The sequence below is a fragment of the Pantoea sp. Ap-967 genome, assembly GCF_011752565.1.
GTDB lineage: Bacteria > Pseudomonadota > Gammaproteobacteria > Pseudomonadales > Pseudomonadaceae > Aquipseudomonas.
On the sequence record NZ_VWXK01000010.1, the window covers coordinates 39,548 to 66,165 of the forward strand.

Here is a 26,618-nt window from a genome sequence, read left to right on the forward strand (position 1 = left end):
ATACGGGAGCAGCCATGCTGTTCAAGCAGTTCACGCGCCTGGCGCAGATCCACAGCCCGCTGGGGCCCGATGTACTGGTGCTCAGCGACATGAGCGGCAGCGAAGAGCTCGGCCGCCTGTTCGACTTCGAGCTGCAGCTGACCAGCGACGATGCGGCCATAGACCTCAACCAGCTGCTGGGCAAGCCGCTGTGCCTGAGCGTGCAGGTAAGCCTGAGCAATTCGCGCTACTACCATGGCATCGTCGCCCGCTGCAGCCAGTCGATCGACCAGGGCCAATTCGCCAGCTACCGGATCACCCTGCGGCCCTGGTTGTGGCTACTGACGCGCACCAGTGACTGCCGGATTTTCCAGCACCTGAGCGCGCCGCAGATCATCAAGCAGGTCTTTCGCGACCTGGGTTTCTCGGATTTCGAAGACACTCTGAGCCGCAGCTACCGGGAACGCGAGTACTGCGTGCAGTACCGGGAAAGCAGCTTCGACTTCGTCAGCCGCCTGATGGAAGAGGAAGGCATCTACTACTTCTTCCGCCACGAGCAGGAGCGCCACGTGCTGGTGCTCGCCGATGCCTATGGCGCGCACCAGAAGGTGGCCGGTTACGAAAACGTGCCCTACTACCCGCCCGACGGCCAACACCGCGAGCGCGACCATATCAACGACTGGCACCTGGCCCAGGAGGTGCAGCCAGGCTCGCTGGAGCTCAACGACTATGACTTCCAGCGCCCCAGCGCGCGCATCGATGTACGCTCGGCCATGCCCCGCCCGCACCAGGCCGGTGACTACCCGCTGTACGACTACCCGGGCGCCTACGAGCAGACCCAGGATGGCGAGCATTACGCCCGCACCCGCCTTGAGTCTTTGCAAAGCCAGCACGAGCGCGTCGAGCTGCGCGGCAACGCCCGGGGCCTTGGCAGCGGCCACCTGTTCAGCCTCACGGGCTTCAGCCGCCAGGATCAGAACCGCGAGTACCTGATCGTCGCTGCCCGCTACTACATACACCAGGAGCGTCTGGAAAGCGGCGCAGGGAGCAGCGGCACGGCGCAGTTCGAAAGCCACCTCAGCTGTATCGATGCGCAGCAGAGCTACCGCCCGCTGGGCAGCACCCTGCGACCAATTGTCAAAGGGCCGCAGACCGCCGTGGTGGTCGGCCCGGCCGGCGAGGAAATCTGGACCGACCAGTATGGCCGGGTGAAGGTGCACTTCCATTGGGACCGGCATGACCAGTCCAACGAGAACAGCTCGTGCTGGATCCGTGTGTCCCAAGCCTGGGCCGGCAAGAACTGGGGCTCGATGCAGATTCCGCGAATTGGCCAGGAAGTCATCGTCAGCTTTCTTGAAGGCGACCCGGACCGGCCGATCATCACCGGCCGGGTGTACAACGCCGAACAGGGCGTGCCTTACGATTTGCCCGGCAGCGCCACGCAAAGCGGCATGAAAAGCCGTTCGAGCAAGGGCGGCAGCCCGGCCAACTTCAACGAAATCCGCATGGAGGACAAGAAGGGCGCCGAGCAGCTTTACGTGCATGCCGAACGCAACATGGACACCGTGGTGGAACAGAACCAGACGCTGGCAGTCGGTGCCAGCCGCGTCCATAGCGTGGCCGCGATGGAGACGGTCACGGTCGGCATGGACCGCCTGCGCGCCGTGCGCAGGGACGACGCCGTGATGGTGGGGGCCAGCAAGCGCGACAGTGTGGGGGTGAGTTACTTGCTTGAGGTAGGTGACAACCTGCGCCTGGTCTGCGGCAAGAGTGTGATCGAGCTCAACGCCAGCGGCCAGATCAACATCAGCTGCGAGCAGTTCAGCTTTCATGCCAGCAAGGATGCCGAAATCAATACCGGTGGCACCCTTGACCTGAACGTCGGCAACGGCGCGCAAACCACGCCAGACGGCCAGGGTATCCAGAAAACCATCGAAACCGCAGTCAAGGCCATGTTCCCTGGCCCTGGCACGCAATGAGAGTCCCCATGAGCTATCGCCTCAACGAATTTCGCATCAGCCTGCCCGACGCGGCCGTGCACGATACCAGCATCAATATCCTGCGCTTCGAGGCGCTGGGTACCTCGTTGATCGTCAGCCGTAGCCTGCTCGCCGAGGGCGAAACCTTGCAGAGCAGCTTCGACAGCCAGCTGCAGCGCCTGCAGCAGCAGGTCAAAGACCTGCGCATGCAGCCGGCGCAACAGGTGCAGGTTGGCGCCCAGTCGATCGCGGCCATCGAATTGAGCAGCCAGTTCAGCAAAGGCACGGAGAAGGTCCACCAGTATCAGTTGGCACTGGTGCTGCCTGGCACGCGCAGGATGTTCGCCCTCAGCTACGTCAAGGCCCAACCGCTGGGGCAAGCTGAGGCGGCGCATTGGGCTGCGCTCAAGCAGTCCCTCGATTTCGACAATCTGGGCTGACACGCGATCATGTCCGATGCCTTGTGGGCCGCCCGTGAAGGCGATGCATTGCTGCACACCTCGATCATGGCTGACATTGTCGGGGGCGTGCTGGAGGTTGCCGCCAATGTGGCAATCGGCGCCCTGGCAACTGCGGCAGTCGCCGCTGCACTGGGTATCACGGTGGCGACCGGCGGCCTGGGCTGTTTCGTGCTGGGGGCCGTGGTGGGCCTGGTGGTCGGGGTGGCCATGGCCAAGACCGGTGCCGATACGGGGCTTAGCCGATTATGCGAGGGCATAGGCAATTTCCTCTTTCCGCCTTCGGTTCAAGCCACCATCGCTACCGGCTCCAGCGACACCCATATCAATGGCAAGCGCGCCGCACGGGCTGCAGGGATCGTGCTCGCGCCGATGGCTGCATTGCCAGGCGTTGCTGAACATGATCAGGGTGAGGCGCAGGAAGAAACATTTCTCGACATGGCCGGGAGCTTCTTCTCGCAAATGTGGCGGCCTACGGTGGCAAGCCCGGCACCCAACACCCAGGAAGCAGACGACGACAAGGTTCTCTGCACCAAGCACCCGGCTATGCCACCCCAATACCTGGCCGAGGGTTCGAGCAAGGTCCTGATCAACGGCCATCCGGCGGCTCGCAGCGGTGATCGCAGCACCTGCGAGGCCGTGATCGTCGATGGCGGATTGGTGTCGAGCAATGTGCGAATCGGTGGGCCGGCGACCGTGGTGCGTGAAATCCGCAGCGGCAAGACACCTGGCATCGGCCTGGCGATCACCGCGCTGATGCTGCTGCGTGGCCGCGGCGGAAAGTTCTACAGCAGGTTCGGCTGCATGTTGCTCGGTGGTGCCACGAGTTTCATCACCGGGCAAGTCACCCATGCCATCGTCCAGGCCACCTCGGCCTCGCCGAACCCCGTGCATGCGCCTACCGGCGCGAAAATTCTGTACGGGCCGGAAGAACTCGATTTCAGCCTGCAGGCCCTGCTGCCACTGGATTGGCAACGCTTCTACAACAGCCGCGATGAACGCCGCGATGGCCTGTTCGGGGCCGGCTGGAGCACCGAATACGAAGTGTTCGTTGAAATTCGCCTGGACGACGATGGCAACGAGCAACTGCTGTTCACCGATGAACAGGCCCGGGTCATCGACATGGGGCACATCGCCCGCGCAGACGCTGTCTTCAGTGTGGGCGAAGGGCTCAGCGTACGCCGCTCGCAACAGGGCGAAGTACTGATCGAGGATATCGACAAAGGGCTCTATCGGCTGTTCCAGCCTGAGCCCGGCAACCCGGCACACCTGCGCCTGAGCGCCCTGGGTGACCGCAACGACAATCGCATCTACCTGGACTACGACGACAGCGGTCGCCTGGCGAGGCTGCGCGACACCTTCGACCTGGTCCAGGTCGAGATCCATCGGGACGTGCGTTGGCCAACACGGGTGGCACGCATCGAACGCCGTCACCAGGACGGCGACCAGCAGCTGCTGGCCAGCTACCAATACGATGCCTGCGGCGACCTGGCTGCCGTGTTCGACGGGAAGGGCCAACTGCGTCGCCGCTTTGCCTACGACAGCCAACGCCACCTGATAGAACATGAAAACGCCGCAGGCCTGCGCTGCTTCTACGAGTGGGCAAGCACCGCTGACGCACGGCGCGTGGTGCGCTACTGGAGCAACGGCGGTGACGAATACCGCTTCGACTACGATATCGAGGCGGGCCTGACCCGTGTGACCGATGGTCTGCAACGGGTCAGCACGCGCCGTTGGAACACGCAGTACCAGGTTACCGAATACACCGACGCCGTGGGTGCAACTTGGCGGTTCGACTGGGACGACGAGCGCCAGCTGCTGGGTGCCGTCGACCCGCTGGGCGGGCGCTGGGCGTATTTCTATGACGCCTCGGGCAACCTGACCCAGGCCCTCGACCCGCTGGGGCGCAGCGAGTCGACCCAATGGCTTGAACACTGGGCGCTGCCCCGCTCCACCCTGGACCCGGCCGGCAACCGCTGGCGCTATCACTACGATCCCCGGGGCAACTGCATACACGAGAGCGATCCTCAGGGTAACGTCACCCGCTATCGCTATGACCCGCACGGCCAACCCGTTGAGATCATCGATCCAATGGGGCACTCACGGCTTTTGCGGTGGAACGACCTGGGCCTGCTGCTGCAGGAAACCGACTGTTCAGGCAACGTCACCCGCTACCGCTACGACCGCCATGGCTATCTCACCTCGGTGACCGACGCCATGGGTGAGTCGACCGGCTTCGAATACGACCATGACGGGCGCCTGCTTGCCGTGGTACAGCCCGACGGCACTCGCGAAGGCTACCGCTACGATGCGGCGGGCAGGCTCGTCCAGACAATCGACCCGGCGGGTGGCGTCAACCAATACTGCTTCGATGTCAGCGGCGCACTCACCCACGCCGTCGACCCGCTGGGGCGAACCCTGGGTTATCAGATCGACGCCTACGGGCGCTTGCTGTGCCTGACCAATGAGAACGGCGAACGCTTCCACTTCCAATGGGACGCCGCCGATCGCCTGGTGCGCGAGCAGTTTCTCGACGGCACCGGCAGGGAGTATCGCCACGACCTGCTGCATAACATCGTGCAAGTGGCCTACACCCCAGCCCCCAACACCGACGCCGTTGAACCGATCGTCCATCGGCTGGAACGCGATGCCGTGGGCCGTTTGCTCACCAAGCACACTTCGGACGGCATCACGACTTACACGCACGACGCCATCGACCAACTCACCGGCATTCATTTCCAAGACTCCGACGGCAACGGCGAATCGCTCGCCATGGCGTTCGATGAAATGGGGCAGTTGGTCGAAGAGCACAGCGCCGAGGGTGTACTGCGCCATCAGTACGATGAACTGGGGAACCTCACCCGCACACAATTGTTCGACGGGCGCTGGATCAACCGGCTGTACTACGGCAGCGGCCACCTGCATCAGATCAACCTGGACGGCCGTGTCATCAACGACTACGAACGCGATCGCCTGCATCGGGAGGTGGTGCGTACCCAGGGCGCCCTGCACACACGCAGCGAATATGACCGCAACGGGCGGTTGCGCAGCCGCAAATGTGGCCCGGCCAACCAACCCGCGCAGTTGCCGGCGCCTCACCAGCAACGCTTCGAGTACGACCCGCGGGATTACCTGAGCCGACGCTTTCGCCAGGTGTCCGGCCAGGCGCTGCTCGATCAGGTCGTTCAGCACGATGCCCGTGGGCGCCTGCTGGGAAGCCATGACCTGGTTCGCGGCGGCCATGAGACCTACCACTACGATGCTGTCGGTAACCTGTTGGCCAACGAAGCCCAGTCGCAGGTTCAGCATGATCGACTGCATACGTTCCAGGACAAGCACTACCGCTATGACGCCTTTGGCCGGCTGGCCGAGAAACGCAGCGGGCGGCGGGCAACGCAATTGTTCCGCTACGATGCCGAACATCGGTTGATAGAGGTCCGTAGCCAGCAGGCCGGCCGCGAGCGCCGGGTGCGCATGCGCTACGACCCACTCGGCAGGCGGGTGGAGAAAAGCGAGTACGACGCAAACGAGCAGCTGCTTGGGCAAACCCGCTTTGCCTGGGACGGCCTGCGGCTGCTTCAGGAACAGCGCCATGGCCATGTCAGCCTCTACCTTTACGAAGGCGAAGGCTATGAGCCGCTGGCGCGAATCGACGGAACCGGGCCAGGCCAACAGGTGCTGCACTTTCACAACGACGTGAGCGGCCTGCCGGAACGGCTGACCGACGAACAGGGCGATATGGCCTGGCAAGCCAGCTACCTGGGCTGGGGCCATACCCTGGATGAGTCTCGTGCTGCGAGCTGCCTGCAAGAGCAGAACTTGCGTTTTCAAGGACAATACCTGGACCGGGAAACCGGGCTGCACTACAACACGTTCAGGTTCTATGACCCGGACATAGGCCGGTTCACCCAGCCCGACCCGATAGGCCTGGCCGGCGGTCACCAACTCTACGGGTACGCGCCGAACCCGGTGAACTGGGTCGACCCCCTGGGTTGGTTGACCTTGACGGGCTATACCAAAAGCGGCACAAAACGGACGACGCCCGAATGGCGTAGACGCGATGGCCCGGCTGCCCTGCGAGATCACCACATGATTCCCCAGGAGATGTGGCGAGACCGGGATTTCCGTAACCAGATGAAAACGGCCGGGATCAAGAACCCCAAGCGCTATATCGACAAACAGATCTCACGCATACCGAACGCGTTCCATGCCGATCTCCATTCCAAGGGCTGGAACTCGGACTGGGAAGCCTGGCACCAGAACAACCGCAACTTCACGCAGAAAGACCTGCAGAAGCAGATAAAAGTCATGATGCGCAAATACAACGTGCCCAAGGCGACAAGAAACCACGTCCGTCGCTATGGCAAAAACGGCAAGGGCTGTGGAGGCTGACATGAACATCTACTATTTCACCAACGTGGCCAGGCCTTGGGGTGACTGGGGCACGGTACTGGCCTACGGCATGATCGGCTGGGACGAAGATACCGACATCGACAGCATCGAGCGCACCGGCCCCTATACGCCGTTGGCCTACATACGCTCTGGCGTGCTGGTGCTGACCCAGGCGATCAAGGATGCCCTGGAGCGCAGCGACCTGAAGGGCATCAACCGCTTCGAACACCTGGAGAAGACCCACATCGTCGAGCTTCAGTGGCAAGACTGGGACACCAACAAAGCCATTACCGAGCACCTGGACCTTGAGGGCGAACCTGAATCGATCATCGATAGCCGCCCCCATGACCCCGAGCTGGCAAAGCGCATGCCTGAGTACTGGCAGGCATTCGTGGTGGGCAAGCTCAGCCTGCGCAAAGACCCCAAGCAACCGGAAAATGACCTGGGCAAGTACCTTCAGGTGCTGAAGGCCGATGACAAAGCCGATTTTTTCAAAGCTGACGTCTACGGGGGTTATTTCCTCAACGAACGTGCCAAGCAGTGGCTGGAACAACACTGCCCTGGCTGCTTCGACTTCACCCTGATAGCGCCAGCCAGTTGAGCACGCCCTTGCTGCATTAGCGCAGTTGCAAGCGACGGCACAACCTGCTCACCGGGTAACAGTCTTTTACCAAAACCCCAGGTTTTCCCAACCTGGGGTTTGCCTATCCTAGGCCGGTCATCCTGCCTGCGATGGACCCATGAAACATTCCCTGCCCAGCCGTTATGCCTGCCTGGCCTTGTGCCTGCTGTTCACCCTCATCAGCCTGCCCCTGCTCACCCAGCACGGCTGGCTGTGGCCACTGACCCTGGTCTCCGCCCTGCTCAGCCTGGTTGGCCTCAACGACCTGCGCCAGAGCCACCATGCGGTGCGCCGTAACTACCCGATTCTGGGCAATATCCGTTACCTGATCGAAACCATCCGCCCGGAAATTCGCCAGTACCTGATCGAAGGCGACGACGACAAGCTGCCGTTTTCCCGCTCGCAGCGCTCGCTGGTGTATGCCCGGGCCAAGAACGAGAGCGCCGAAAAGGCCTTTGGCACGCTCAACGACGCCTACAAGCCGGGCTTCGAGTTCATCAGCCATTCGATGCTGCCGGTAGCCACCCCCGACCCGGCCTCGTTTCGCATCGCCATCGGCGGGCCGCAGTGCCGGCTACCCTACTCGGCCTCGATCTTCAACATATCGGCCATGAGCTTCGGCGCCCTCAGCGCCAATGCGATTGCCGCGCTCAACCAAGGCGCACGCCTGGGCCGCTTCGCCCACGACACCGGTGAAGGCAGCATCAGCCCCTACCACCGCGAGCATGGCGGCGACCTGATCTGGGAAATTGGCAGCGGCTACTTCGGTTGCCGCACCGAGGATGGCCGCTTCGACCCGCAGCGCTTTACCGAACAGGCGCGCAGCCCCCAGGTGAAGATGATCGAGCTCAAGCTCAGCCAAGGCGCCAAGCCGGGCCACGGTGGCATTCTGCCGGGGCACAAGGTCAGCGCGGAAATCGCCGCCACCCGTGGCGTCAAGCTGGGCGAGGACTGCATCTCGCCGGCAGCCCACAGTGCCTTTCGCACGCCCGTGGAGTTGCTGCACTTCATTGGCCACCTGCGCGAGCTGTCCGGCGGCAAGCCGGTGGGCTTCAAGTTCTGCCTGGGCCACCCGTGGGAGTTCATGGGCATTGCCAAGGCCATGCTGGTGACGGGCATTACCCCAGACTTCATCGTCGTCGATGGCAAGGAAGGCGGCACCGGTGCTGCGCCACGCGAATTCAGCGACAACATGGGCGTGCCCATGCGCGAAGGCTTGATGTTCGTGCACAACACCCTGGTGGGGCTGAACTTGCGTTCGAGCATCCGCCTTGGCGCAGCAGGCAAGATCGTCAGCGCCTTCGATATCGCCAGCGCCCTGGCCATCGGCGCCGATTGGGTGAACTCGGCACGCGGCTTCATGTTCGCCATTGGCTGCATCCAGTCGCAGAGCTGCCACACCAACAAGTGCCCGACCGGCGTGGCCACCCAAGACCCACTGCGCCAGCGTGCGCTGGTGGTGCCGGACAAGGCTGAGCGGGTGGCGAGCTTTCACCGCAACACCTTGCATGCCCTGGCCGAAATGCTTGCGGCCGCGGGCCTGGAGCACCCCTCGGAGCTCAAGCCCAAGCATTTGGCGCGGCGTATCAGCCCCAGCGAGATCGGCCTGTTTTCCGACCTGCACCCGTTCCTCAAGCCTGGCGAATTGCTCAGCGGCTCGATTGGCAGCGAATTCTATGCACGGATGTGGCGAATGGCGCGCAGTGACAGCTTTGCGCCAGAGACGGGGGATGGGCAGGTAGCGCCGGCGGCAGCTGGCGTACGCCGCAAAGAAACAGCCCCGGCATAGGCCAGGGCTGCTCGAATCACGCGGTCAGGATCAGAAGATGCTGATCGGGTACTCGACGAATACGCGGACTTCGTTGCCGTCGTCGTTGTAGCCATTTTGCTGAACGGCGTTGTTGGTACGCAGCCAGGAACCACGCAGCTTGACCGACAGGTCCTTGGCCGGGCCGTCCTGAACGACGTAGCGCAGCTGGTTGAAGATTTCGCGCTCTTTACCTTCGCCGAAGCCGTGGGTGTTGATGTTGTCACCCGCCACGTAGGCGATCTTGTAGGTCAGGCCCGGCACGCCGAAGGCGCCGAAGTCCAGGCCGTAGCCGATCTGCCAGGAGCGCTCGTCTTCGGCGTTGAAGTCGGACCAGTAGGAGTTGGCCAGGTAGATGGTCGAACCACCGTCGCCGATACCGCCGTTACGCTGGTAGCCACCGTAGTTGTAACCGGTGTCGCCGGTGCTGCGCTGGTGGGCGATGGTCACCGAGTGCGGGCCGAACGCATAGGTCGCAGCCAGGCTCCAGATGGTGTTGTCGCGGTCGCCTTCCGGCAGGTCCCAGGTACGGATGAACTTGTTGTCCAGCTTCGACTTGTAGCCGTTGAAGTCCAGGGTCAGGGACTGGTCGGCAGCGATCGGGTAGACGTAGTTCAGGCCCAGGTAGTGCTTCTTCATCACGTCTTCGTTGTCGGCGGTGTACAACGAAGCGGTGAAGTTGTCGGTGAACTTGTAGCTACCACCGATCACGTTGATCGCCTTGAGGCGGCCGCTATCGTGGCCCTCGGCGCTCTTTTGCACTTCACGGGTGAAGCGGCCGGCGTTCAGCTCCAGGCCCTGGATCTCCTTGGAGGTCAACAGGGTACCGGTGTAGCTCTCAGGCAGCAGGCGGGTGTCGTCGTACTGCAGCACTGGCAGGGCCGGCATCTGGTCACCGTACTTGAGCACGGTGTTGGAGATGCGGAACTTCACGGCTGCGCCGCCACGGGCCAGTTGGTCGGCAGCGTCGCTGCGGCCACGGGCGTCGGTGGTGTTCTCACGCTTGAAGAAATCGATACCGCCACCGCCGTTGCGGCCCTTGCCGCCATCCAGGCGAACGGCGTACAGGCCGAAGGCGTCCACGCCGACACCGACGGTGCCTTGGGTGAAGCCGGAGGAGAAGTTGGCGATGACGCCCTGGCCCCACTGGGACTGGTCGTTGACGCCGTGCTTCTTGTCACGGTTGATGAAAGCGTTGCGCAGCAGGACGTTGGCGTGGCTGTCCTCGATGAAGCCCTTGCTGTCGGCCTGATCGTTGGCCTGGGCCTGGGTCGCGGCGATCATCGCCAGGGCGACCAGGCTGATCCTGGTTTTCAACATGTTGTTTTCCTTATTTCTAAATCAAAAACGCTGTGCACGATTGCGCCAGGAACCAACGCCCCTTCGTAGGTTCGACGCTGTGCGGATCCAAACTGAAAAGCCCGCCGAGGGTGGAGTGACAGGCCTTTTCCGGCAGCATGGCCATGGGTGGCCAGCAAGCGTTGGCCGAATCCTAGCCGTGTGCGATTACAAATGTCAAAAACTCGTGAATTGCAGGTTGATATAACCAAAATCACTGGCAGGACTGGTGCATTTCCATGCCCCTTTGCCATCGCTGGAGGCAAATTCTCTTTTGTAGGAAACGTAGTCTTGACCAGTCAGGCAAATTCCCGACAAACGGAAGAAAAAGTCACTCGTTACATACGGACACAAATGTAAAGACAGGGCTTTACAAATACCCAAGCAACAGCAAATAACAAGCATTACCATTCGCGCCACCTTTTTCACCTGCCCTGGTTCGGATGCCTTCATGCCTGCCCCTTGCCGCCTTTCACCCCTGACACTCGGCCTGTCCCTGCTAATGGGCGCCAGCCTTGCCAGCGCCGCCACCACCACCCTGCCGGAGCTTTCGGTTACCGCTGAACGCGAGGACGACGACCCCCGCGCCAAGGAGGTCAGCACCGCCACGCGCACCGCTACCCCGGTGCGCTACGTACCCCAGGCCATCGACACCGTGAAGACGCGCAACGTGCTCGACTACGGCAACGATTCGCTGGGCAAGGCCCTGGAAGGCATCCCCAACGTCAGCAGCGGCGCCGACACCCGCTTCGACAGCGTGCGTATCCGTGGCTTCGAGGCCAGCAACGACTTCTACCTGGACGGCATTCGCGACGACAGCCAGTACATCCGCGACCTGCACAACATCGAGCGGGTCGAAGTGCTCAAGGGGCCGGCCGCCGTGCTGTACGGGCGCGGCAGCCAGGGCGGCATCATCAACCGGGTCAGCAAGGCGCCAGAGCATGGCCGCCGCTCGACCCTCGAAGCCCAGGGCGGCAGCCAGGACCTGCGCAGCCTGTATGCCGACCTCAGCGCCGACCCCAGCGACACCGTCAGCCTGCGCCTTAACCTGGGCAACCAGGACGCCAACAGTTTCCGCGACGGTGTCGATGGCAGCCGCCAACTGTTCGCGCCGTCGTTGAGCTGGCAGGTGACCCCCGACCTGAACTGGCTGGTGCAGTACGAATACAGCCGCTACAACCGCACGCCCGACCGTGGCATCCCGGGCGTCAACGGCCGGCCGGCGGACGTTGGCCGCAGCACCACCTATGGCGACACCCAGCGCGACTACATCGACGACCGCGCCCAGTCGCTGCGTTCGCGCCTGAACTACCAGGTCAACGACACCTGGCAGGTGCGCCATACCCTGGGCCTGTTCAAGCTCGACAGCGAGTTCGACAACACCTACCTCACCGGCTACAACGCCAGCAACCAGACCGTCACCCGCCAGCGCTGGCAGCAGGACCTGAACACCCGCAACCTGTTCAACACCCTCGAAGCCGAGGGCGATTTCCTCACCCTGGGGCTGGAACACAAGCTGTTGCTGGGCCTGGAGTTCGGCAACCAGCGCCGCGACCCGACGCTGTACACCGCCGCCGCGGTTTCGGCCGGTGGCCGGCCAGTGCCAAGCCTTGGCCTGTACGACCCCGACCGTAGCCAGCAGCACAATGGCCGCATGGTGGTGTCGAGCAACAACCACACCGTGGTCGACAGCCGTGGCCTGTACCTGCAGGACCAGATTCGCCTGAACGAGCAGTGGCAAATCCTGGCCGGGGTGCGCTTCGACCAGTTCGAGGTGGAAACCACCAACAAGGTGCGCAACCTGTCCGAGAAACAAGACAGCAACACCACCAGCCCGCGTCTGGGCGTGGTCTATACGCCGTGGCGCGACCATTCGTTCTACGCCTCATGGAGCAAGACCTTCGCCCCGGTTGGTGGCGGCCTGATCGGCATTACCCCCGGTGCGCCGGGCAACACCAACGAAACAGGCCCGGAGCTGACCCGGCAGAAGGAAGTCGGGGTGAAAAGCGACTGGTTCGACGAACGCCTGACCACCACCCTGGCGATCTACGAGCTGGAGCTGTACAACCGCCGCACCCGCGACGCGAACAACCCGGAAATTACCTTGCTCAGCGGCCTGCAGCGCTCGCGCGGCATCGAGCTGACCGCCACCGGCAACATCGTTGGCAACTGGTACGTACGCGGTGGCATCGGCTTGCAGGATGCCACGGTGGTCAAGGACAACAACGGCCTGGAAGGCAACCGTATCAACGACGTGGCCAAGCGCAATGGCAGCCTGTTCGTGACCTGGAAGCCGCAATTGGGCTGGTACGCCGAAACCGGTTTGACGCTGGTGGGCGAGCGTTACGCCGACAACCAGAACACCACGGTGCTGCCGGGCTATGGGCGTTGGGACGCGCTGGCGGGATTCCGCACCCGCGATTGGGATGTGCGGGCGGCGTTGAGCAACATTGCCGACAAGACCTACTACAGTTCCGCGACCAGTGCGGCGCAGATTCAGGTGGGCGATCCGCGTAGCCTGGTGGTTACCGGGACCTATAGTTTCTGATGGTGGGTGCCTTTGCGGGCCTCATCGCGAGCTGCGCTCGCTCCTACCAAGGGCAATAGCATCCCCTGTAGGAGCGAGCGCAGCTCGCGAAGGGCCAGCCAAAGTGCCGTATTTCAGTGCCACACACCCAGCAGTGCTTCCAGCTCCGCATCGCTGATCAGGCCGTGAGGATAACGGCCGTTCAGCAGACGTCGTGGGTCGGTCGTCCTGACCCGTTTGCCTCCATGGTGCTTCAACCATTGCGCTACAACCCTGAGCGAATGGTGATTCACTGCCGATGGGCGCAAAGCCGTCTCACTTGCTGCGTTCATGTCCACGTACTCCCTGGGCCCGTGAGCGGCTAATTTACGTCAAGATTGTTACAGAACGGAGAGCCCGGCCTGTCCGGGTAACCCCCTGAAAACAATACAAAACCTATGCCATTGTGCTCACTGCACGGTTTGGGGCCGCTCTGCGGCCCCAATTACGTAAGTGATCAGCGCTTGACGGGCGCCGGCTGTTGCTGGGTCAGGCAGTGGATGTTGCCCCCGCCAAGCAGCAGTTCACGGCCCGGAATCATCACCACTTCGTGGCCCGGGAACACCTTGGCCAGGATCGCCCTGGCCTGGGCATCTGCCGGGTCGTCGAAGCTCGGCGCGATGATCCCGCCGTTGACGATCAGGAAGTTCACGTAGGAGCCGGCCAGGCGAACCGACGGGTCGCGCTCCTGGCTGCCGACCACGTGGTCGACGCCATCGCATTCTTCCTGGGTGGCGAACAGCGGGCCTGGAATCGGCATCTTGTGCACCACGAACTCGCGGCCCTTGGCGTCGCGGGTGTTTTTCAGCACCTCATACGCGGCGTGGCAACGGGCGTAGTTGGGGTCGTTGGAATCATCGGTCCAGGCCAGTAACACTTCGCCTGGGCTTACGTAACAGCAGAAGTTATCCACATGGCCGTCGGTTTCGTCGTTGTACAGGCCATCGGGCAGCCAGACGATGGTTTCCACCGCCAGGTGCTCACGCAGGATTTCCTCGATCTGCTCGCGGTTCAGGTGCGGGTTGCGGTTGCGGTTGAGCAGGCACTCTTCGGTGGTGATCAGGGTGCCTTCGCCGTCCACGTGAATCGAGCCACCTTCGAGCACGAAGCCCTCGGTGTGGTAGCGCTGGCAGCGCTCCATCTCCAGCACCTTGGCGGCCAGTTCTTCATCGCGGTTCCACGGCGCGTACAGGCCACCGTCAAAGCCACCCCAGGCGTTGAAGCCCCAGTCCACACCGCGCACTTCCCCCTGGCCGTCGATCACGAAGGTTGGGCCGGTGTCGCGCACCCAGGCGTCGTCGTTGCTGATTTCCACCACGCGGATGTTCGGCAGGTCGAGTTGACGACGGGCGTTTTCGTACTGGCCAGCCGATACCGCCACGGTCACTGGCTCGAAGCGGGCGATGGCCTTGGCCAGGGTGACATGGGCCGCCTGCGCAGGCTTGCCACCCAGGCGCCAGTTGTCCGGGCGCTCCGGCCAGACCATCCAGACCTGGCTCTGCGGCGCCCATTCGGCGGGCATGTGGAAACCGTCGGCGCGGGGGGTGGAGTTGAGGGTTTTCATGGGTAACCTCTGCAAAGGCCCTAGGCCGATGGTCAAATGGGATAGCAAATGGAGGTGACAATTTCGCAGGGCGTTGATTAGCCCTGTTGGCTGGCCATTTTATAACCGATAGATATCGACTTTAGAAGCCTAAACGCTCTATAAAAAATCTATAAACGCATTTTTTACCGATAAAAAACGACAGAAGGCCCAAGCAGTCATACCTGATTACGCCCTTTGAGCTAGTCGCTAAGCGCAGGCTGCATCAGGCTGGCAAAACGTATCAAGATGAAAGCTGTTTCATTTTTCTGCCTGCATAGCCACGCTTAAGGCCTGGCACACGGGGCGAAGATGAAATCAGCGAGTGGGTAGGTAATGGCCTACAGCCAGCCGATCTAGGCTCTGCTTGCCAGGGCGGCGGATTAGCGTGGACCTCACAAGGTCGGACCCCAACCACACTGACCGAAGAAATCCCATGAACATCATAGCGACCGAAATTCCCGATGTAGTGATCATCGAACCGAAGGTCTTCGGCGACAGCCGCGGCTTTTTCTTCGAAAGCTTCAATGCCCGCGAATTCAAGAAACAGACCGGGTTCGACGGCCATTTCGTTCAGGACAACCACTCCCGCTCCCAACGCGGTGTGCTGCGTGGCCTGCATTACCAGATCGACAATCCCCAGGGGAAACTGGTGCGCGTGGTGCAAGGTGAAGTGCTCGACGTGGCGGTGGACATCCGCCGCAGCTCGCCCACCTTTGGCCGTTGGGTGGCCCGCCGCCTGTCTGCCACAGACCACCTGCAGTTCTGGATTCCACCCGGGTTCGCCCACGGGTTCCTGGTGCTGAGCGAGTCGGCCGACTTCCTCTACAAGACCACCGACTACTACAACCCCGCCGCCGAGCGCTCGATCCGCTGGGACGACCCGCAGCTTGCCATCGACTGGGGCCTGGAAGCACCGCCACAGCTGTCGGCCAAGGACCAGGCCGGGGCATGGCTGGCCGACGCGGACCTGTTCCCATGAGCATCCTCATCTGTGGCCACAATGGCCAGGTCGCCCAGGCGCTCCGGGCACAACTGGCAGGCCTGGGCGAGCTGCATGTCCTGGGCCGCGACCAACTCGACCTGGCGCGCCCCGAAGCGCTGCGCGAACCGCTGCGCCGCCTGGCCCCGCAACTGATCATCAACGCCGCCGCCCACACCGCGGTCGACCAGGCCGAAAGCGAACCCGACCTGGCCTACGCGATCAACGCCGACGCCCCCCGGGTGCTGGCCGAAGAAGCCGTGCGCCTGGGTGCGCCGCTGATTCACTATTCCACCGACTACGTGTTCGACGGTGAAAAGGCCCTGCCCTACACCGAAGCCGACCGGCCGAACCCGCTCGGCGTGTATGGCCGCAGCAAGCTGGCCGGCGAACAGGCCATCGCCGCCGTCGATGGCGAGTACTTGATCCTGCGCACCAGTTGGGTGTATTCGCGGCATGGGCGCAACTTCCTGCTGACCATGCAGCGCCTGTTGCAGGAAAAGCCACAGCTGCGCGTGGTTGACGACCAGGTTGGCGCCCCAACCTGGGCCGGCACCATTGCCGCCAGCACCCGTGCCCTGGTCGAGCGCTGGCAGGCTGGGCAACCCGGCGCCTGGGGCACCTACCACCTCACCGCCCAGGGCCAGACATCGTGGTTCGGCTTCGCCCAGGCCATCGGCGAACACCTCAAGGCCCAAGGCCTGCCCTGCGCAGAACTGCTGCCGATCCCCTCCAGCCAATACCCCACCCCGGCACGCAGGCCACTGAACTCTCGGCTGGACTGCAGCCGCCTGGCCCACGAATGGGATGTGCACCTGCCGCACTGGCAGCAGGCGCTGATCGACTGCCTCAAGTAGCGCATAATTGCGCCAGACCCTTCTGGCGCATGATGCGATGATTGCAAAACCGACCGCTCCACGGCGCCCACGCTGGCGCAGCCTGGCACTGCTGGCCTTGTGCCTGGCTCCGCTGCTGTGGCCGCTGCATCACCTGGCTGAACGTTACTACCAGGACGAGCTGGCCTCGCAAAACCGCCAGACCCTCGACCTCTACGTGGCCAACCTGCTCGGCACCCTGCACCGCTACGAAACCCTGCCGCAGATTCTCGGCGACCTGCCAGCCCTGCGCGGCGTGCTGGCCGACCCGTTCCGCCTGGAAGCGGTGACCAACGCCAACCGCCTGCTCAAGGACATCGTCCACCAGACCGGCGCCGAAGTGATGTACCTGATGGACGTCAGCGGCAACACCCTCGCCGCCTCCAACTGGGACAAGCAAGACAGCTTCGTTGGCCGCAACTTCTCGTTCCGCCCGTACTTCAATGAAGCCATGGCCGGCCGCCTGGGGCGTTTCTTCGGCCAGGGCACCACCTCGGCCAAGCGCGGCTACTTCTTCGCCGCCGCGGTGCGCGACCGTGAACGCATCGTCGGTGTGCTGGTGGTCAAGGTCGACCTCGACCACACCGAAACCCTCTGGGGCCGCACCCCCGAGCAGTTGCTGCTGACCGACCACAACGGCGTGGTGATCCTTACCTCGCGGCCCGACTGGCGCTTCCGTGCCACCCGCGCCCTGAGCGAAGCGGAACGCCAGGCGATCATCGCCATCCAGCCCTACCCAACCCAGGCGCCGCAACCGCTGGTGCTCAACCAGGACGCCTGGATCACCCAGACCCGCGACATCAAGGAAACCGGCTGGCAAGTCAGCATCCTGGCCCCGCGCATCCTGGTTGACCGCTCTGTGCAGACGGTAATGGCCATCGGCGGCGGCGCACTGCTGGTGACCATGCTGCTGGCAGGCCTGGTGATGCAGCGCCGTCGCCATTACATCGACCGCATCGACTTCGAGGCCCGTGGCCGCCAGCAACTGGAAAAGCGCGTGGTCGAGCGCACCGCGGACCTGGAAGGGCTCAACACGCGCCTGAAAAGCGCCGTGCTCGAACGCGAGAATGCCCAGCAGGAACTGGTTCGCGCCCAGGACGAACTGGTTCAGGCCGGCAAGCTGTCGGTGCTCGGCACCATGTCGGCAAGCATCAGCCATGAACTCAACCAGCCACTGGCGGCGATTCGCAGCTACGCGGAAAACGCCGAGATCCTGCTCGACCACCAGCGCACTGACGATGCCCGTGGCAACCTCAAGCTGATCGCTGAGCTGACCGGGCGCATGGCCTCGATCATCGCCCACTTGCGCGCCTTCGCCCGCCGCGACCGCCATGCCCCGGAAAGCGTGGCCCTGCAGCCGGCGCTGGATGATGCCCTGGCGCTGCTGGCCAAACGCCGCCGGGCCATGGCGGTGGAACTGATTCGCGACCTTCCAGACGCCACCTTGTGGGTGCAGGCCGGTGAAACCCGCCTGCGCCAGGTGCTTGGCAACCTGCTGGCCAATGCCCTCGATGCACTGACCGAGAAAGCCAACCCGCGCCGCCTGTGGCTCAGTGCCGAACGGCGTGATGAATGCGTCTACCTGTACATTCGCGACAACGGCCCAGGCTTCAGCCGCCAGGCCCTGGAGCACGCCAAGGAGCCATTCTTCACCACCAAGACCCGTACCCAAGGGCTGGGCCTGGGCCTGGCCATCTGCGAAAGCCTAATGCGCGCCCTGGGCGGTGAACTGCTGCTGGCCAACCACCCGGAAGGGGGCGCCCTGCTCACCCTGCAACTGCGCGTGGCCGCCCCCGGCGCGACCCTGCCCAATTCGGAGGACCTCTCGGCATGACGACCGAGCCTTACATCGACAGCCAGGCCCAGGTGATTCTGGTCGATGACGACCCGCACCTGCGCCAGGCCCTGAGCCAGACCCTGGACCTTGCCGGGCTCAAGGTCGTGGCCCTGGCCGAGGCCCAGGGCCTGGCCGAGCGCATCGAGCCCGACTGGCCGGGCGTGGTGGTCAGCGATATCCGCATGCCCGGCATCGACGGCCTGCAATTGCTGCAGCAACTGCATGCCCGCGACAACGAGCTGCCGGTGCTGCTGATCACCGGCCACGGCGACGTGCCACTGGCGGTGCAGGCCATGCGCGCCGGGGCCTATGATTTCCTGGAAAAGCCCTTCGCAACCGATGCCCTGCTCGACAGCGTGCGCCGCGCCCTGGCCCTGCGCCGCCTGGTGCTGGACAACCGCAGCCTGCGCCTGGCCCTGAGCGACCGCCAGCAGCTGGCCACCCGCCTGGTCGGCCAGTCATCGTCGATGCAGCGCCTGCGCGAGCAGATCGGCGCCCTGGCCGGCACCCGCGCCGACGTGCTGATTCTTGGCGAGACGGGTGCCGGCAAGGAAGTGGTGGCCCGCGCCCTGCACGACCTGTCGAGCCGACGCGACGGCCCGTTCGTGGCGATCAACGCCGGCGCCCTGGCCGAATCGGTGGTCGAGAGCGAGCTGTTCGGCCATGAGCCGGGGGCCTTCACCGGCGCGCAGAAGCGCCGCATCGGCAAGTTCGAATTCGCCAACGGTGGCACGCTGTTCCTTGATGAAATCGAGAGCATGAGCCTGGATGTGCAGGTGAAACTGCTGCGCCTGCTGCAGGAGCGGGTGGTCGAGCGCCTGGGCGGCAACCAGCTGATCCCGCTGGATATCCGCGTGATCGCCGCCACCAAGGAAGACCTGCGCACCTCCGCCGACCAGGGCCGCTTCCGCGCCGACCTTTACTACCGCCTGAACGTGGCGCCGCTGCGTATTCCGCCACTGCGCGAGCGGGGCGACGACATCCTGGTGCTGTTCCAGCATTTCGCCGATGCCGCCAGCCAGCGCCACGGCCTGTCGCCACACAGCCTGCAGCCTGCCCAGCGGGCGATGCTGCTGCGCCATGGCTGGCCAGGTAACGTGCGCGAACTGCAGAACGCTGCCGAACGCTTCGCCCTGGGCCTGGAGCTGGCCCTCGACGGCCAGGCGCCGGCCGCGCCACCGCCTGCGGCCCCCATTCTGCTGGGCAACCTCAGCGAACAAGTGGAGCTGTTCGAGCGCTCACTGATTGCCGCCGAGCTTGCCCAGCCCCACGGCTCCATGCGCAGCCTGGCCGAAGCCCTCGGCATTCCGCGCAAAACCCTGCACGACAAGCTGCGCAAGCACGGCCTGCATTTCGAGGGCGGCAGCAGCGGGCCTGATGACCACGAGGAAAACCGCCCATGAGTTCCGATAGCCAGTACCTGCAGGCCGTGTTGCACGGCGACATCCCGTTGACCCGGGAAATGGGCCTGGAAGTGCTCGACTGGCAGCAGCAGGCCTTGCGCCTGCAATTGCCGCTGGCGGCCAACGTCAACCACAAGAGCACCATGTTCGGCGGCAGCCTGTACTGCGCCGCGGTGCTGGTGGGCTGGGGCTGGTTGCACCTGCGCCTGCGCGAGCTGGGCATCGATGACGGGCATATCGTCATCCAGGAAGGCCAGATCAGTTACCCGTTGCCGGTGACCGGCGCCGCCGTGGCGCGCTGCGCGGCGCCGGATGCCAAGGCCTGGGAGCGGTTCCTGGCGATGTATCAGCGCCGCGGCCGGGCACGGCTGACGCTGGAAACCACGGTTTGCAATGCCGGCAGCGACGCCCCCGCCGTCACCTTCAGCGGGCAATACGTCCTGCACCGCTAGAGGGCCATGCGGGCTGCCGCAATTCCCTGTGGGAGCGGGCTTGTCGAGGCGTCGAACCGCCGCGAAGCAAGCGACGCGGTGGATGGCACCGGCTTCGCCGGTGTTCGCGGGCAAGCCCGCTCCCACAGGATTCTCGGTTAAATCAGATAGTTATGATTTGTTCCACAGGAGCGGGCTCGAAGGTTAGACCAGGCTCAGGAACGCCTGGCGCCAAACGGCCTTGACCGGCAGCGCGAGGAAGAACGGGTTGAGCAGCGACTCACGCGCCGGGTAGCGGAACGGCTGCCCATCCACGCCAATCACCTCCCCCCCAGCACCTTCCAGCACCCCCTGCGCCGCCGCCGTGTCCCACTGCGAGGTCGGCGCCAGGCGCGGGTAGCAATCGGCGCTGCCTTCGGCCAGCAGGCAGAACTTCAGCGAACTGCCGATATTGGCCAGCGCCAGCTCGCCCACCGCCGCGCCCAGCCCTGCCAGCAGCGCCTCCTGCTCGGGGCTGGAATGGCGGCGGCTGGCAACCACGGTGAAACGCCCATCGGCAGGCGGCGCAGTGCGCACCTGAACCGCCAAGGCCTCGCCATCAGCCTCGGCACGCCACGCCCCCAGGCTACGGCCACCGAAATAGGCGCGCCCGTTGGTAGGCATCGTCACCACGCCAAACACCACCTCACCGTGCTCGATGAGGGCAATGTTGACGGTGAACTCCTCGCTGCCAGCGATGAATTCCTTGGTGCCGTCCAGCGGGTCGACCAGCCACCAGCGGCTCCAGCCCTGGCGCTCGCTCAGGGGGATGTTGCAGTCCTCTTCGGACAGCACTGGAATCTGCGGCGCCAGGGCCAACAGGCCATCGGCGATCACCCGGTGCGCGGCCAGGTCGGCGGCGGTCACCGGTGAATCATCGGCCTTGTTGCTCACCGCCACATCGGCGCGCCAGAACGGCAGGATCGCCTCGCCCGCCAAGCGGGCGAGCTTGACCACTTCATGCATCAATTGCAGGTCGTTCATGCGTCTAGCAGCCCCCGCTGGATCAACAGGTCACGGGCCAGGTACAACGCCGCCAGCGCCCGCCCTTCGGTAAATTGCGGGTGCATGGCAAGGGCCGAGAGCTCGCGCAGGTTGACCTTGTCGACCCGCATCGGCTCCGGCTCGTCGCCCTCAAGGCGCTCCTCGTAGAGGTCGCTGGCCAGCACCACCTGGATTTTCTGGCTCATGTAGCCCGGCGACAGTGAAAGCTCGGTCAGGTGTTCCAACTGGCGAGCGCCGAAGCCGGCTTCTTCCTTGAGCTCGCGGTCCGCCGCCGCCAGCACGTCTTCGCCCGGCTCGATCAGGCCCTTGGGCAGCGACAGCTCGTACTCGTCGGTACCGCCGCAGTATTCCTCCACCAGTACCGCGTGCTCGGCATCGAGCATGGCCACGATCATCACCGCGCCATAGCCGTTGCCGCGCCCGACCAGGCGCTCGTAGGTACGCTCGGTGCCGTTGCTGAAGCGCAATTGCACGGCCTCGACGCGGAACAGGCGGCTGCTGGCGACGATTTCGCGGCTGAGGACGGTGGGTTTCTGGCGCATGGGGCGGCTCCTTGGCGTGAACGGGTTACTATACCGTGGCTTGCCGACTGAACGAGAGTTTCCCATGCCTGTTCTTCCCTGGTCCGCCATCGACACCGTCCTGCTGGACATGGACGGCACCTTGCTCGACCTGCACTACGACAACCGCTTCTGGCTCGACCACCTGCCCCAGCGCTATGCCGAGCTGCACGGGGTCAGCCGGGCCATGGCAGAGATGGAGCTGCAGCCGCTGTTCGAGCGCAACGCCGGCACGCTCAACTGGTACTGCCTGGACTTCTGGAGCCGCGAGCTGAAACTGCCCATCCGCGAGCTCAAACGCGAGATCGCCGACCTGATCGCCCTGCGGCCGGACGCCGACACCTTCCTCGCGGCCATCCGCAAGGCCGGCAAGCGGGTGGTGATGATCACCAACGCCCACCGCGATTCGTTGTCGCTGAAACTGGAGCGGGTGGAACTGGCGCCGTATTTCGAGCGTTTGATCAGCTCGCACGATTACGGCTACCCGAAGGAAAACCCGCAGTTCTGGGATGCCTTGCAGGCGGATATCGGCTTCGACCCGCAGCGCAGCCTGTTCATCGATGACACCTTGGCCATCCTGCGCAGTGCGCGGCGCTTTGGTGTGGGGCATCTGCTGGCGGTGCGCCAGCCCGATAGCCGGGCGCAGCCACGCGATACCGAGGAGTTCGCGGCGGTCGAGGATTACCGGGAATTATTGGTTGGCCTTTGACGGCCCTTTCGCGGGGCAAGCCCGCTCCTACACATCGCCTGTAGGAGCGGGCTTGCCCCGCGAAGAGGCCAAACCAGGCACTAAAGATCAATCAGGAATCCGCAACACCTGCCCCGGATAAATCTTGTCGGGGTGCTTGAGCATCGGCTTGTTGGCCTCGAAAATCTTGTTGTACTGCCCGGCATTGCCATACACGACTACAGCGATCGCCGACAACGTGTCGCCCTTTTTCACGGTGACGAACCTTGCCGCTGCCACTACCGGCCCGGTCACGGTGATCTGGTCCTCAACACTGGCCACCCCGGCAATATTGCCGGCGGCGAGGATGATTTTCTCTTTTTCCTCCTGGCTGGCCACCTCGCCCTTGAGAACGACCTTGTCACCCTCTACAGTGGCGCTGATGTTCGGGTTGCCCAGGCCGACACTCTCCACGTGCTGCTTGAGCTGTTCCTCGGCGTTGGCATTGCCGGGAGTCAGCAGGTCGACCAGCTTCTCGCCGGCCTCCTTCACGAAACTGAACAGGCTCATGACGTGCTCCTTGTTAAGGTAAACCTCGGAGCCAGCAGTCTAGGCCACGATCCCTCCCCGCGCCCCACTGCGACCAATCGACGCGGTCTATCAAGGCATAGAGCCTAGCGATTAGACGCGCGCGACCCGGCGGCCTAGGCTGGTGCTATCAAATAGCCGCCGGTGCTCAGCCCAGATGCAAAGCAAACCTCCGGTCTGCGCGGCCTCCACACCCTTGGCCCTGCCTGCCGCCAGCCATACCTACGACTACGCCCAGCTCAGCGACGGCGAACGCGCCTGCACGCCGCTGGCCGAAGAAGTGGCCCTGGCCATCGTCTACAACGGCCTGAACCAGGCCGTGATGCTGGTCAGCCCCACCGACCTTGAAGACTTCGCGGTCGGTTTCAGCGTGGGCAGCGGCATCGTCGAAGGCACCGCGGAAATCTATGACCTCAAGCTTTCCGGCAGTGGCTCGGCGCTGTACGCCGACCTGGAGATTTCCAGCCGCGCGTTCTGGAACCTGAAAAACCAGCGCCGCCAGCTGGCGGGCACCAGCGGCTGCGGCCTGTGCGGCGTCGAGGCCCTGGAACAGGCCCTGCCCGAACTCAACGTGCTGCCGGGCGCGCCGTTGCCCCCGGCCCAGTGGCTGGCCGGCCTGCGTGAGCGGATCGATGCCTTCACCCCGCTGGGCCAACACTGCGGCGCCGTGCATGCGGCACTGTTCATGAACGCCCACGGCGAGCTGCTGATGGGCCGTGAGGACATTGGCCGGCACAACGCCCTGGACAAGCTGATCGGCGCCCTGCTGCGCGAGGGCATCGCCACCGACGGCGGCCTGGCCATCGTCACCAGCCGCTGCAGCCTGGAACTGATCCAGAAGGTGCTGCGCGCCGGCATCCAGACCCTGGTCAGCCTGTCGGCGCCCACCGGCCTTGCCCTGCAGTGGGCGCGCAAGCACAACCTCAACCTCATTCACCTGCCCAAACACAGTGCACCGCGGGTCTACAGCCCTGCGGCGGAGTCGTAACAGCCGTGACCTCCTACCAGCAACTTCCAGACAACGCCCCCGCTTCCACCCCACGCTACCAGCCCTACCACGGCCCCGCCGGCGGCTGGGGTGCGCTGCGCAGCGTGGCCAAGGCCTGGGTTGGCAGCGACAACGCGCTGAAGAATATCCGCGCCCTGCTCAAGACTAACCAGAACGGCGGCTTCGACTGCCCCGGCTGCGCCTGGGGTGATTCGCCCGAAAGCGGCATGGTCAAGTTCTGCGAGAACGGCGCCAAGGCCGTCAACTGGGAAGCCACCAAGCGCCGCGTCGATGCGGCTTTCTTCGCCCGCTACAGCGTCACGGCGCTGCTGCAGCAAAGCGACTACTGGCTGGAGTACCAAGGCCGCCTCACCGAGCCGATGGTCTACGACCCGCAAACCGACCGCTACCAGCCAATTGCCTGGGACGCCGCCTACGCCCTGATCGCCCGCGAGCTGAACAAGCTGACCACGCCCGATCAGGCCGAGTTCTACACCTCGGGCCGGGCCAGCAACGAGGCGGCTTACCTCTACCAGCTGTTCGTGCGCGCCTACGGCACCAACAACTTCCCCGACTGCTCGAACATGTGCCACGAAGCCAGCGGCGTGGCCTTGGGCCAGAGCGTCGGGGTCGGCAAGGGCACCGTCACCTATGACGACTTCGAGCATGCCGATGCGATTTTCGTCTGGGGCCAGAACCCTGGCACCAACCACCCACGCATGCTCGACCCGCTGCGCGACGCGGTGAAACGCGGGGCCCAGGTGGTGTGCGTCAACCCACTCAAGGAACGTGGGCTGGAACGTTTCCAGCACCCGCAAAACCCGTTGGAGATGCTGACCAACAGCGACCGCCCGACCAATACCGCGTTCTTCCGCCCGGCCCTGGGCGGCGACATGGCGCTGTTGCGCGGCATGGCCAAGTTCGTGCTGCAGTGGGAACGCGAGGCCCAGGCCAAGGGCGAGCCAGCGGTATTCGACCATGTGTTCATCGCCGAGCACGGCCATGGCGTGGACGAATACCTGGCCGCCGTGGACGCCACCTCCTGGGCACACATCGAGGCGCAGTCGGGCCTTACCCTGGCCGATATCGAACTGGCCGCGCGCATGTACTGCCGTGGCAAGCGAGTCATCATGTGCTGGGCCATGGGCATCACCCAGCACCGCCATTCGGTGCCGACCATCCAGGAAATCGTCAACCTGCAGATGCTGCGCGGCAACATCGGCGTGCCCGGCGCCGGCCTGTGCCCGGTGCGCGGCCACAGCAACGTGCAGGGTGACCGCACCATGGGCATCAATGAGCGCCCACCCGTGGCCCTGCTCGATGCCATTGAAAAGCGTTTCAAATTCCCGGTGCCGCGGCACAACGGCCACAACACCGTCGAGGCGATCCACGCCATGCTCGATGGCCGTTCGAAAGTGTTCATCGGCCTGGGTGGCAACTTCGCCCAGGCGACTCCAGACACCGAGCGCACCGCCCAGGCCCTGCGCAACTGCGAGCTGACCGTGCACATCAGCACCAAGCTCAACCGCAGCCACCTGATACACGGCAAGCAGGCATTGATTTTGCCGTGCCTGGGCCGCACCGATATCGACCTGCAGGCCGACGGCCCCCAGGCGGTGACCGTGGAAGACTCGTTCAGCATGGTCCACGCCTCCAATGGCCAGCTCAAGCCACTGTCCAAGCAGATGCGCTCGGAACCGGCGGTGGTTGCCGGGATTGCCGCCGCCACCCTGGGCAAGCACCCGGTGGACTGGCACTGGCTGGTGGCCGACTATGCGCGCATCCGCGACCTGATTGGCGACACCATCGCGGGCTTTGCCGGCTTCAACCAGCGCCTGGAGCACCCGGGGGGCTTCTACCTGGGCAACAGTGCCGGCAGCCGCCAGTGGAAAACCGCCACCGGGCGTGCCAACTTCAAGGCCAACCTGCTGCCCGACACCCTGCTCGACGAGCGCGTGCGCGCCAGCGGCCAGTTGCCGGACCTGATCATGCAATCGATGCGTTCGCACGATCAGTACAACACCACCATTTACGGCCTGGACGACCGCTACCGCGGCGTGCGTGGCCAGCGCGAGGTGCTGTTCGCCAACGAAGCCGACATCATCCGCCTGGGCTTCCAGCCGGGGCAGAAGGTCGACATCGTCTCGTTGTGGGGGGATGCGCATGTGCGCCGTGTGCACGGCTTCACATTGCTGGCCTTCGATATCCCGGCGGGCCAGGCGGCGGCGTACTATCCGGAAGTGAACCCGTTGATCCCGCTGGAAAGCGTCGGTGACGGCAGCCATACACCGACGTCCAAGTTCGTCGCCATCAAGCTCGAACGCGCGCGGGACGATGGCAGGATTCTCTGACGGTTAACCGCATCGCGAGCTCTGCTCGCTCCTACCAGACCTACGTAGATTTCGTAGGAGCGAGCGCAGCTCGCGATAGGCGCAAAAACCAAAAAAGCCCTGAACCGCAAGGTCCAGGGCTTTTGCCATAAAGACCTCAGACCCACGAAAATCGATTAAGTTTCACTGC

20 protein-coding genes are annotated in these 26,618 nt (G+C 64.1%); 14 read left to right on the plus strand and 6 right to left on the minus strand.

Annotation, left to right across the window (positions count from 1 at the left end):
- The first annotated feature begins 14 nt into the window (after positions 1 to 14).
- From F3J45_RS12610 to F3J45_RS12630, 5 genes are all read left to right on the plus strand, one after another.
- Complete coding sequence (locus F3J45_RS12610) at positions 15 to 1,958, plus strand: type VI secretion system Vgr family protein (protein ID WP_167062637.1); 1,944 nt, start codon at positions 15 to 17, stop codon at positions 1,956 to 1,958.
- Between the two features lie 8 nt (positions 1,959 to 1,966).
- The gene (locus F3J45_RS12615) at positions 1,967 to 2,398 is read left to right on the plus strand and encodes a DcrB-related protein (RefSeq protein ID WP_167062640.1); all 432 of its coding nucleotides are present in this window, start codon (positions 1,967 to 1,969) and stop codon (positions 2,396 to 2,398) included.
- A gap of 9 nt (positions 2,399 to 2,407) precedes the next feature.
- Positions 2,408 to 6,808, plus strand: a complete 4,401-nt coding sequence (locus F3J45_RS12620; protein WP_167062642.1) for an RHS repeat-associated core domain-containing protein — start codon at positions 2,408 to 2,410, stop codon at positions 6,806 to 6,808.
- 1 nt (position 6,809) lies between these two features.
- Positions 6,810 to 7,409, plus strand: a complete 600-nt coding sequence (locus tag F3J45_RS12625) for a hypothetical protein (RefSeq protein ID WP_205300495.1) — start codon at positions 6,810 to 6,812, stop codon at positions 7,407 to 7,409.
- A gap of 139 nt (positions 7,410 to 7,548) precedes the next feature.
- Positions 7,549 to 9,219 (plus strand): FMN-binding glutamate synthase family protein, encoded by a 1,671-nt coding sequence (locus F3J45_RS12630; RefSeq protein ID WP_167062645.1) that lies wholly within the window; start codon positions 7,549 to 7,551, stop codon positions 9,217 to 9,219.
- A gap of 30 nt (positions 9,220 to 9,249) precedes the next feature.
- Here F3J45_RS12630 and F3J45_RS12635 read toward each other — a convergent pair whose 3' ends face one another.
- Entirely contained in the window at positions 9,250 to 10,554 is a 1,305-nt protein-coding gene (locus F3J45_RS12635; RefSeq protein ID WP_205300506.1) for an OprD family porin, read from the minus strand.
- Between the two features lie 198 nt (positions 10,555 to 10,752).
- The gene (locus tag F3J45_RS12640) at positions 10,753 to 11,028 is read right to left on the minus strand and encodes a hypothetical protein (protein ID WP_167062651.1); all 276 of its coding nucleotides are present in this window, start codon (positions 11,026 to 11,028) and stop codon (positions 10,753 to 10,755) included.
- Here F3J45_RS12640 and F3J45_RS12645 point away from each other — a divergent pair.
- The gene (locus F3J45_RS12645; protein ID WP_167062654.1) at positions 11,027 to 13,123 is read left to right on the plus strand and encodes a TonB-dependent siderophore receptor; all 2,097 of its coding nucleotides are present in this window, start codon (positions 11,027 to 11,029) and stop codon (positions 13,121 to 13,123) included. The two genes, F3J45_RS12640 and F3J45_RS12645, sit on opposite strands and share 2 nt — an antisense overlap.
- Before the next feature lie 475 nt (positions 13,124 to 13,598).
- Here the strand turns inward: F3J45_RS12645 and aguA are convergent, their stop codons facing one another.
- Positions 13,599 to 14,705, minus strand: a complete 1,107-nt coding sequence (gene aguA, locus F3J45_RS12650) for an agmatine deiminase (RefSeq protein WP_167062657.1) — start codon at positions 14,703 to 14,705, stop codon at positions 13,599 to 13,601.
- A 454-nt stretch (positions 14,706 to 15,159) separates the two neighbouring features.
- On the opposite strand from aguA, the gene rfbC reads away from it, so the two are divergent.
- Genes rfbC through F3J45_RS12675 form a run of 5 tightly spaced genes read left to right on the plus strand, consistent with a single transcriptional unit; the run spans position 15,160 to position 20,272 of the window.
- Positions 15,160 to 15,705 carry a dTDP-4-dehydrorhamnose 3,5-epimerase gene (gene rfbC, locus F3J45_RS12655; protein ID WP_167062660.1) on the plus strand — a complete coding sequence of 182 codons (546 nt, stop codon included), beginning with the start codon at positions 15,160 to 15,162 and terminating at the stop codon, positions 15,703 to 15,705.
- Positions 15,702 to 16,562: a dTDP-4-dehydrorhamnose reductase gene (gene rfbD, locus F3J45_RS12660; protein ID WP_167062663.1), complete on the plus strand. Its 861-nt coding sequence runs from the start codon at positions 15,702 to 15,704 to the stop codon at positions 16,560 to 16,562. The genes rfbC and rfbD overlap by 4 nt, the downstream gene beginning before the upstream one ends.
- Positions 16,563 to 16,599: 37 nt before the next feature.
- Positions 16,600 to 18,414, plus strand: coding sequence for an ATP-binding protein (locus tag F3J45_RS12665; protein WP_167062666.1), 1,815 nt, complete (start codon positions 16,600 to 16,602; stop codon positions 18,412 to 18,414).
- Entirely contained in the window at positions 18,411 to 19,820 is a 1,410-nt protein-coding gene (locus F3J45_RS12670; RefSeq protein ID WP_167062669.1) for a sigma-54 dependent transcriptional regulator, read from the plus strand. The genes F3J45_RS12665 and F3J45_RS12670 overlap by 4 nt, the downstream gene beginning before the upstream one ends.
- Entirely contained in the window at positions 19,817 to 20,272 is a 456-nt protein-coding gene (locus tag F3J45_RS12675) for a YiiD C-terminal domain-containing protein (RefSeq protein WP_167062672.1), read from the plus strand. Before F3J45_RS12670 ends, F3J45_RS12675 begins: the two co-directional genes overlap by 4 nt.
- Positions 20,273 to 20,455: 183 nt before the next feature.
- Here the strand turns inward: F3J45_RS12675 and cysQ are convergent, their stop codons facing one another.
- Together cysQ and nudE are read right to left on the minus strand one after the other, a co-directional pair.
- Complete coding sequence (gene cysQ, locus F3J45_RS12680) at positions 20,456 to 21,259, minus strand: 3'(2'),5'-bisphosphate nucleotidase CysQ (protein WP_205300507.1); 804 nt, start codon at positions 21,257 to 21,259, stop codon at positions 20,456 to 20,458.
- A gap of 11 nt (positions 21,260 to 21,270) precedes the next feature.
- Positions 21,271 to 21,837, minus strand: a complete 567-nt coding sequence (gene nudE / locus F3J45_RS12685; RefSeq protein WP_054903565.1) for an ADP compounds hydrolase NudE — start codon at positions 21,835 to 21,837, stop codon at positions 21,271 to 21,273.
- A gap of 64 nt (positions 21,838 to 21,901) precedes the next feature.
- On the opposite strand from nudE, the gene yrfG reads away from it, so the two are divergent.
- A complete protein-coding gene (gene yrfG, locus F3J45_RS12690; protein ID WP_167062679.1) occupies positions 21,902 to 22,564 on the plus strand; it encodes a GMP/IMP nucleotidase in 663 nt (220 codons plus the stop codon).
- An 87-nt stretch (positions 22,565 to 22,651) separates the two neighbouring features.
- Here yrfG and lysM read toward each other — a convergent pair whose 3' ends face one another.
- Positions 22,652 to 23,092, minus strand: a complete 441-nt coding sequence (gene lysM, locus F3J45_RS12695) for a peptidoglycan-binding protein LysM (RefSeq protein ID WP_167062682.1) — start codon at positions 23,090 to 23,092, stop codon at positions 22,652 to 22,654.
- Between the two features lie 175 nt (positions 23,093 to 23,267).
- On the opposite strand from lysM, the gene fdhD reads away from it, so the two are divergent.
- Together fdhD and F3J45_RS12705 are read left to right on the plus strand one after the other, a co-directional pair.
- The gene (fdhD, locus tag F3J45_RS12700) at positions 23,268 to 24,098 is read left to right on the plus strand and encodes a formate dehydrogenase accessory sulfurtransferase FdhD (RefSeq protein ID WP_167062684.1); all 831 of its coding nucleotides are present in this window, start codon (positions 23,268 to 23,270) and stop codon (positions 24,096 to 24,098) included.
- A 5-nt stretch (positions 24,099 to 24,103) separates the two neighbouring features.
- Positions 24,104 to 26,449: an FdhF/YdeP family oxidoreductase gene (locus F3J45_RS12705; protein ID WP_167062686.1), complete on the plus strand. Its 2,346-nt coding sequence runs from the start codon at positions 24,104 to 24,106 to the stop codon at positions 26,447 to 26,449.
- The last annotated feature ends 169 nt before the right edge of the window (positions 26,450 to 26,618 follow it).

Excerpts from the sequence above, each read along its gene's own strand:
- F3J45_RS12610 (WP_167062637.1), top strand. The coding sequence starts at position 15 with ATGCTGTTCAAGCAGTTCACGCGCCTGGCGCAGATCCACAGCCCGCTG.
- F3J45_RS12615 (WP_167062640.1), top strand. The coding sequence starts at position 1,967 with ATGAGCTATCGCCTCAACGAATTTCGCATCAGCCTGCCCGACGCGGCC.
- F3J45_RS12620 (WP_167062642.1), top strand. The coding sequence starts at position 2,408 with ATGTCCGATGCCTTGTGGGCCGCCCGTGAAGGCGATGCATTGCTGCAC.
- F3J45_RS12625 (WP_205300495.1), top strand. The coding sequence starts at position 6,810 with ATGAACATCTACTATTTCACCAACGTGGCCAGGCCTTGGGGTGACTGG.
- F3J45_RS12630 (WP_167062645.1), top strand. The coding sequence starts at position 7,549 with ATGAAACATTCCCTGCCCAGCCGTTATGCCTGCCTGGCCTTGTGCCTG.
- F3J45_RS12645 (WP_167062654.1), top strand. The coding sequence starts at position 11,027 with ATGCCTGCCCCTTGCCGCCTTTCACCCCTGACACTCGGCCTGTCCCTG.
- F3J45_RS12640 (WP_167062651.1), bottom strand. The coding sequence starts at position 11,028 with ATGAAGGCATCCGAACCAGGGCAGGTGAAAAAGGTGGCGCGAATGGTA.
- aguA (WP_167062657.1), bottom strand. The coding sequence starts at position 14,705 with ATGAAAACCCTCAACTCCACCCCCCGCGCCGACGGTTTCCACATGCCC.
- rfbC (WP_167062660.1), top strand. The coding sequence starts at position 15,160 with ATGAACATCATAGCGACCGAAATTCCCGATGTAGTGATCATCGAACCG.
- rfbD (WP_167062663.1), top strand. The coding sequence starts at position 15,702 with ATGAGCATCCTCATCTGTGGCCACAATGGCCAGGTCGCCCAGGCGCTC.
- F3J45_RS12665 (WP_167062666.1), top strand. The coding sequence starts at position 16,600 with ATGATTGCAAAACCGACCGCTCCACGGCGCCCACGCTGGCGCAGCCTG.
- F3J45_RS12670 (WP_167062669.1), top strand. The coding sequence starts at position 18,411 with ATGACGACCGAGCCTTACATCGACAGCCAGGCCCAGGTGATTCTGGTC.
- F3J45_RS12675 (WP_167062672.1), top strand. The coding sequence starts at position 19,817 with ATGAGTTCCGATAGCCAGTACCTGCAGGCCGTGTTGCACGGCGACATC.
- nudE (WP_054903565.1), bottom strand. The coding sequence starts at position 21,837 with ATGCGCCAGAAACCCACCGTCCTCAGCCGCGAAATCGTCGCCAGCAGC.
- yrfG (WP_167062679.1), top strand. The coding sequence starts at position 21,902 with ATGCCTGTTCTTCCCTGGTCCGCCATCGACACCGTCCTGCTGGACATG.
- lysM (WP_167062682.1), bottom strand. The coding sequence starts at position 23,092 with ATGAGCCTGTTCAGTTTCGTGAAGGAGGCCGGCGAGAAGCTGGTCGAC.
- fdhD (WP_167062684.1), top strand. The coding sequence starts at position 23,268 with ATGCAAAGCAAACCTCCGGTCTGCGCGGCCTCCACACCCTTGGCCCTG.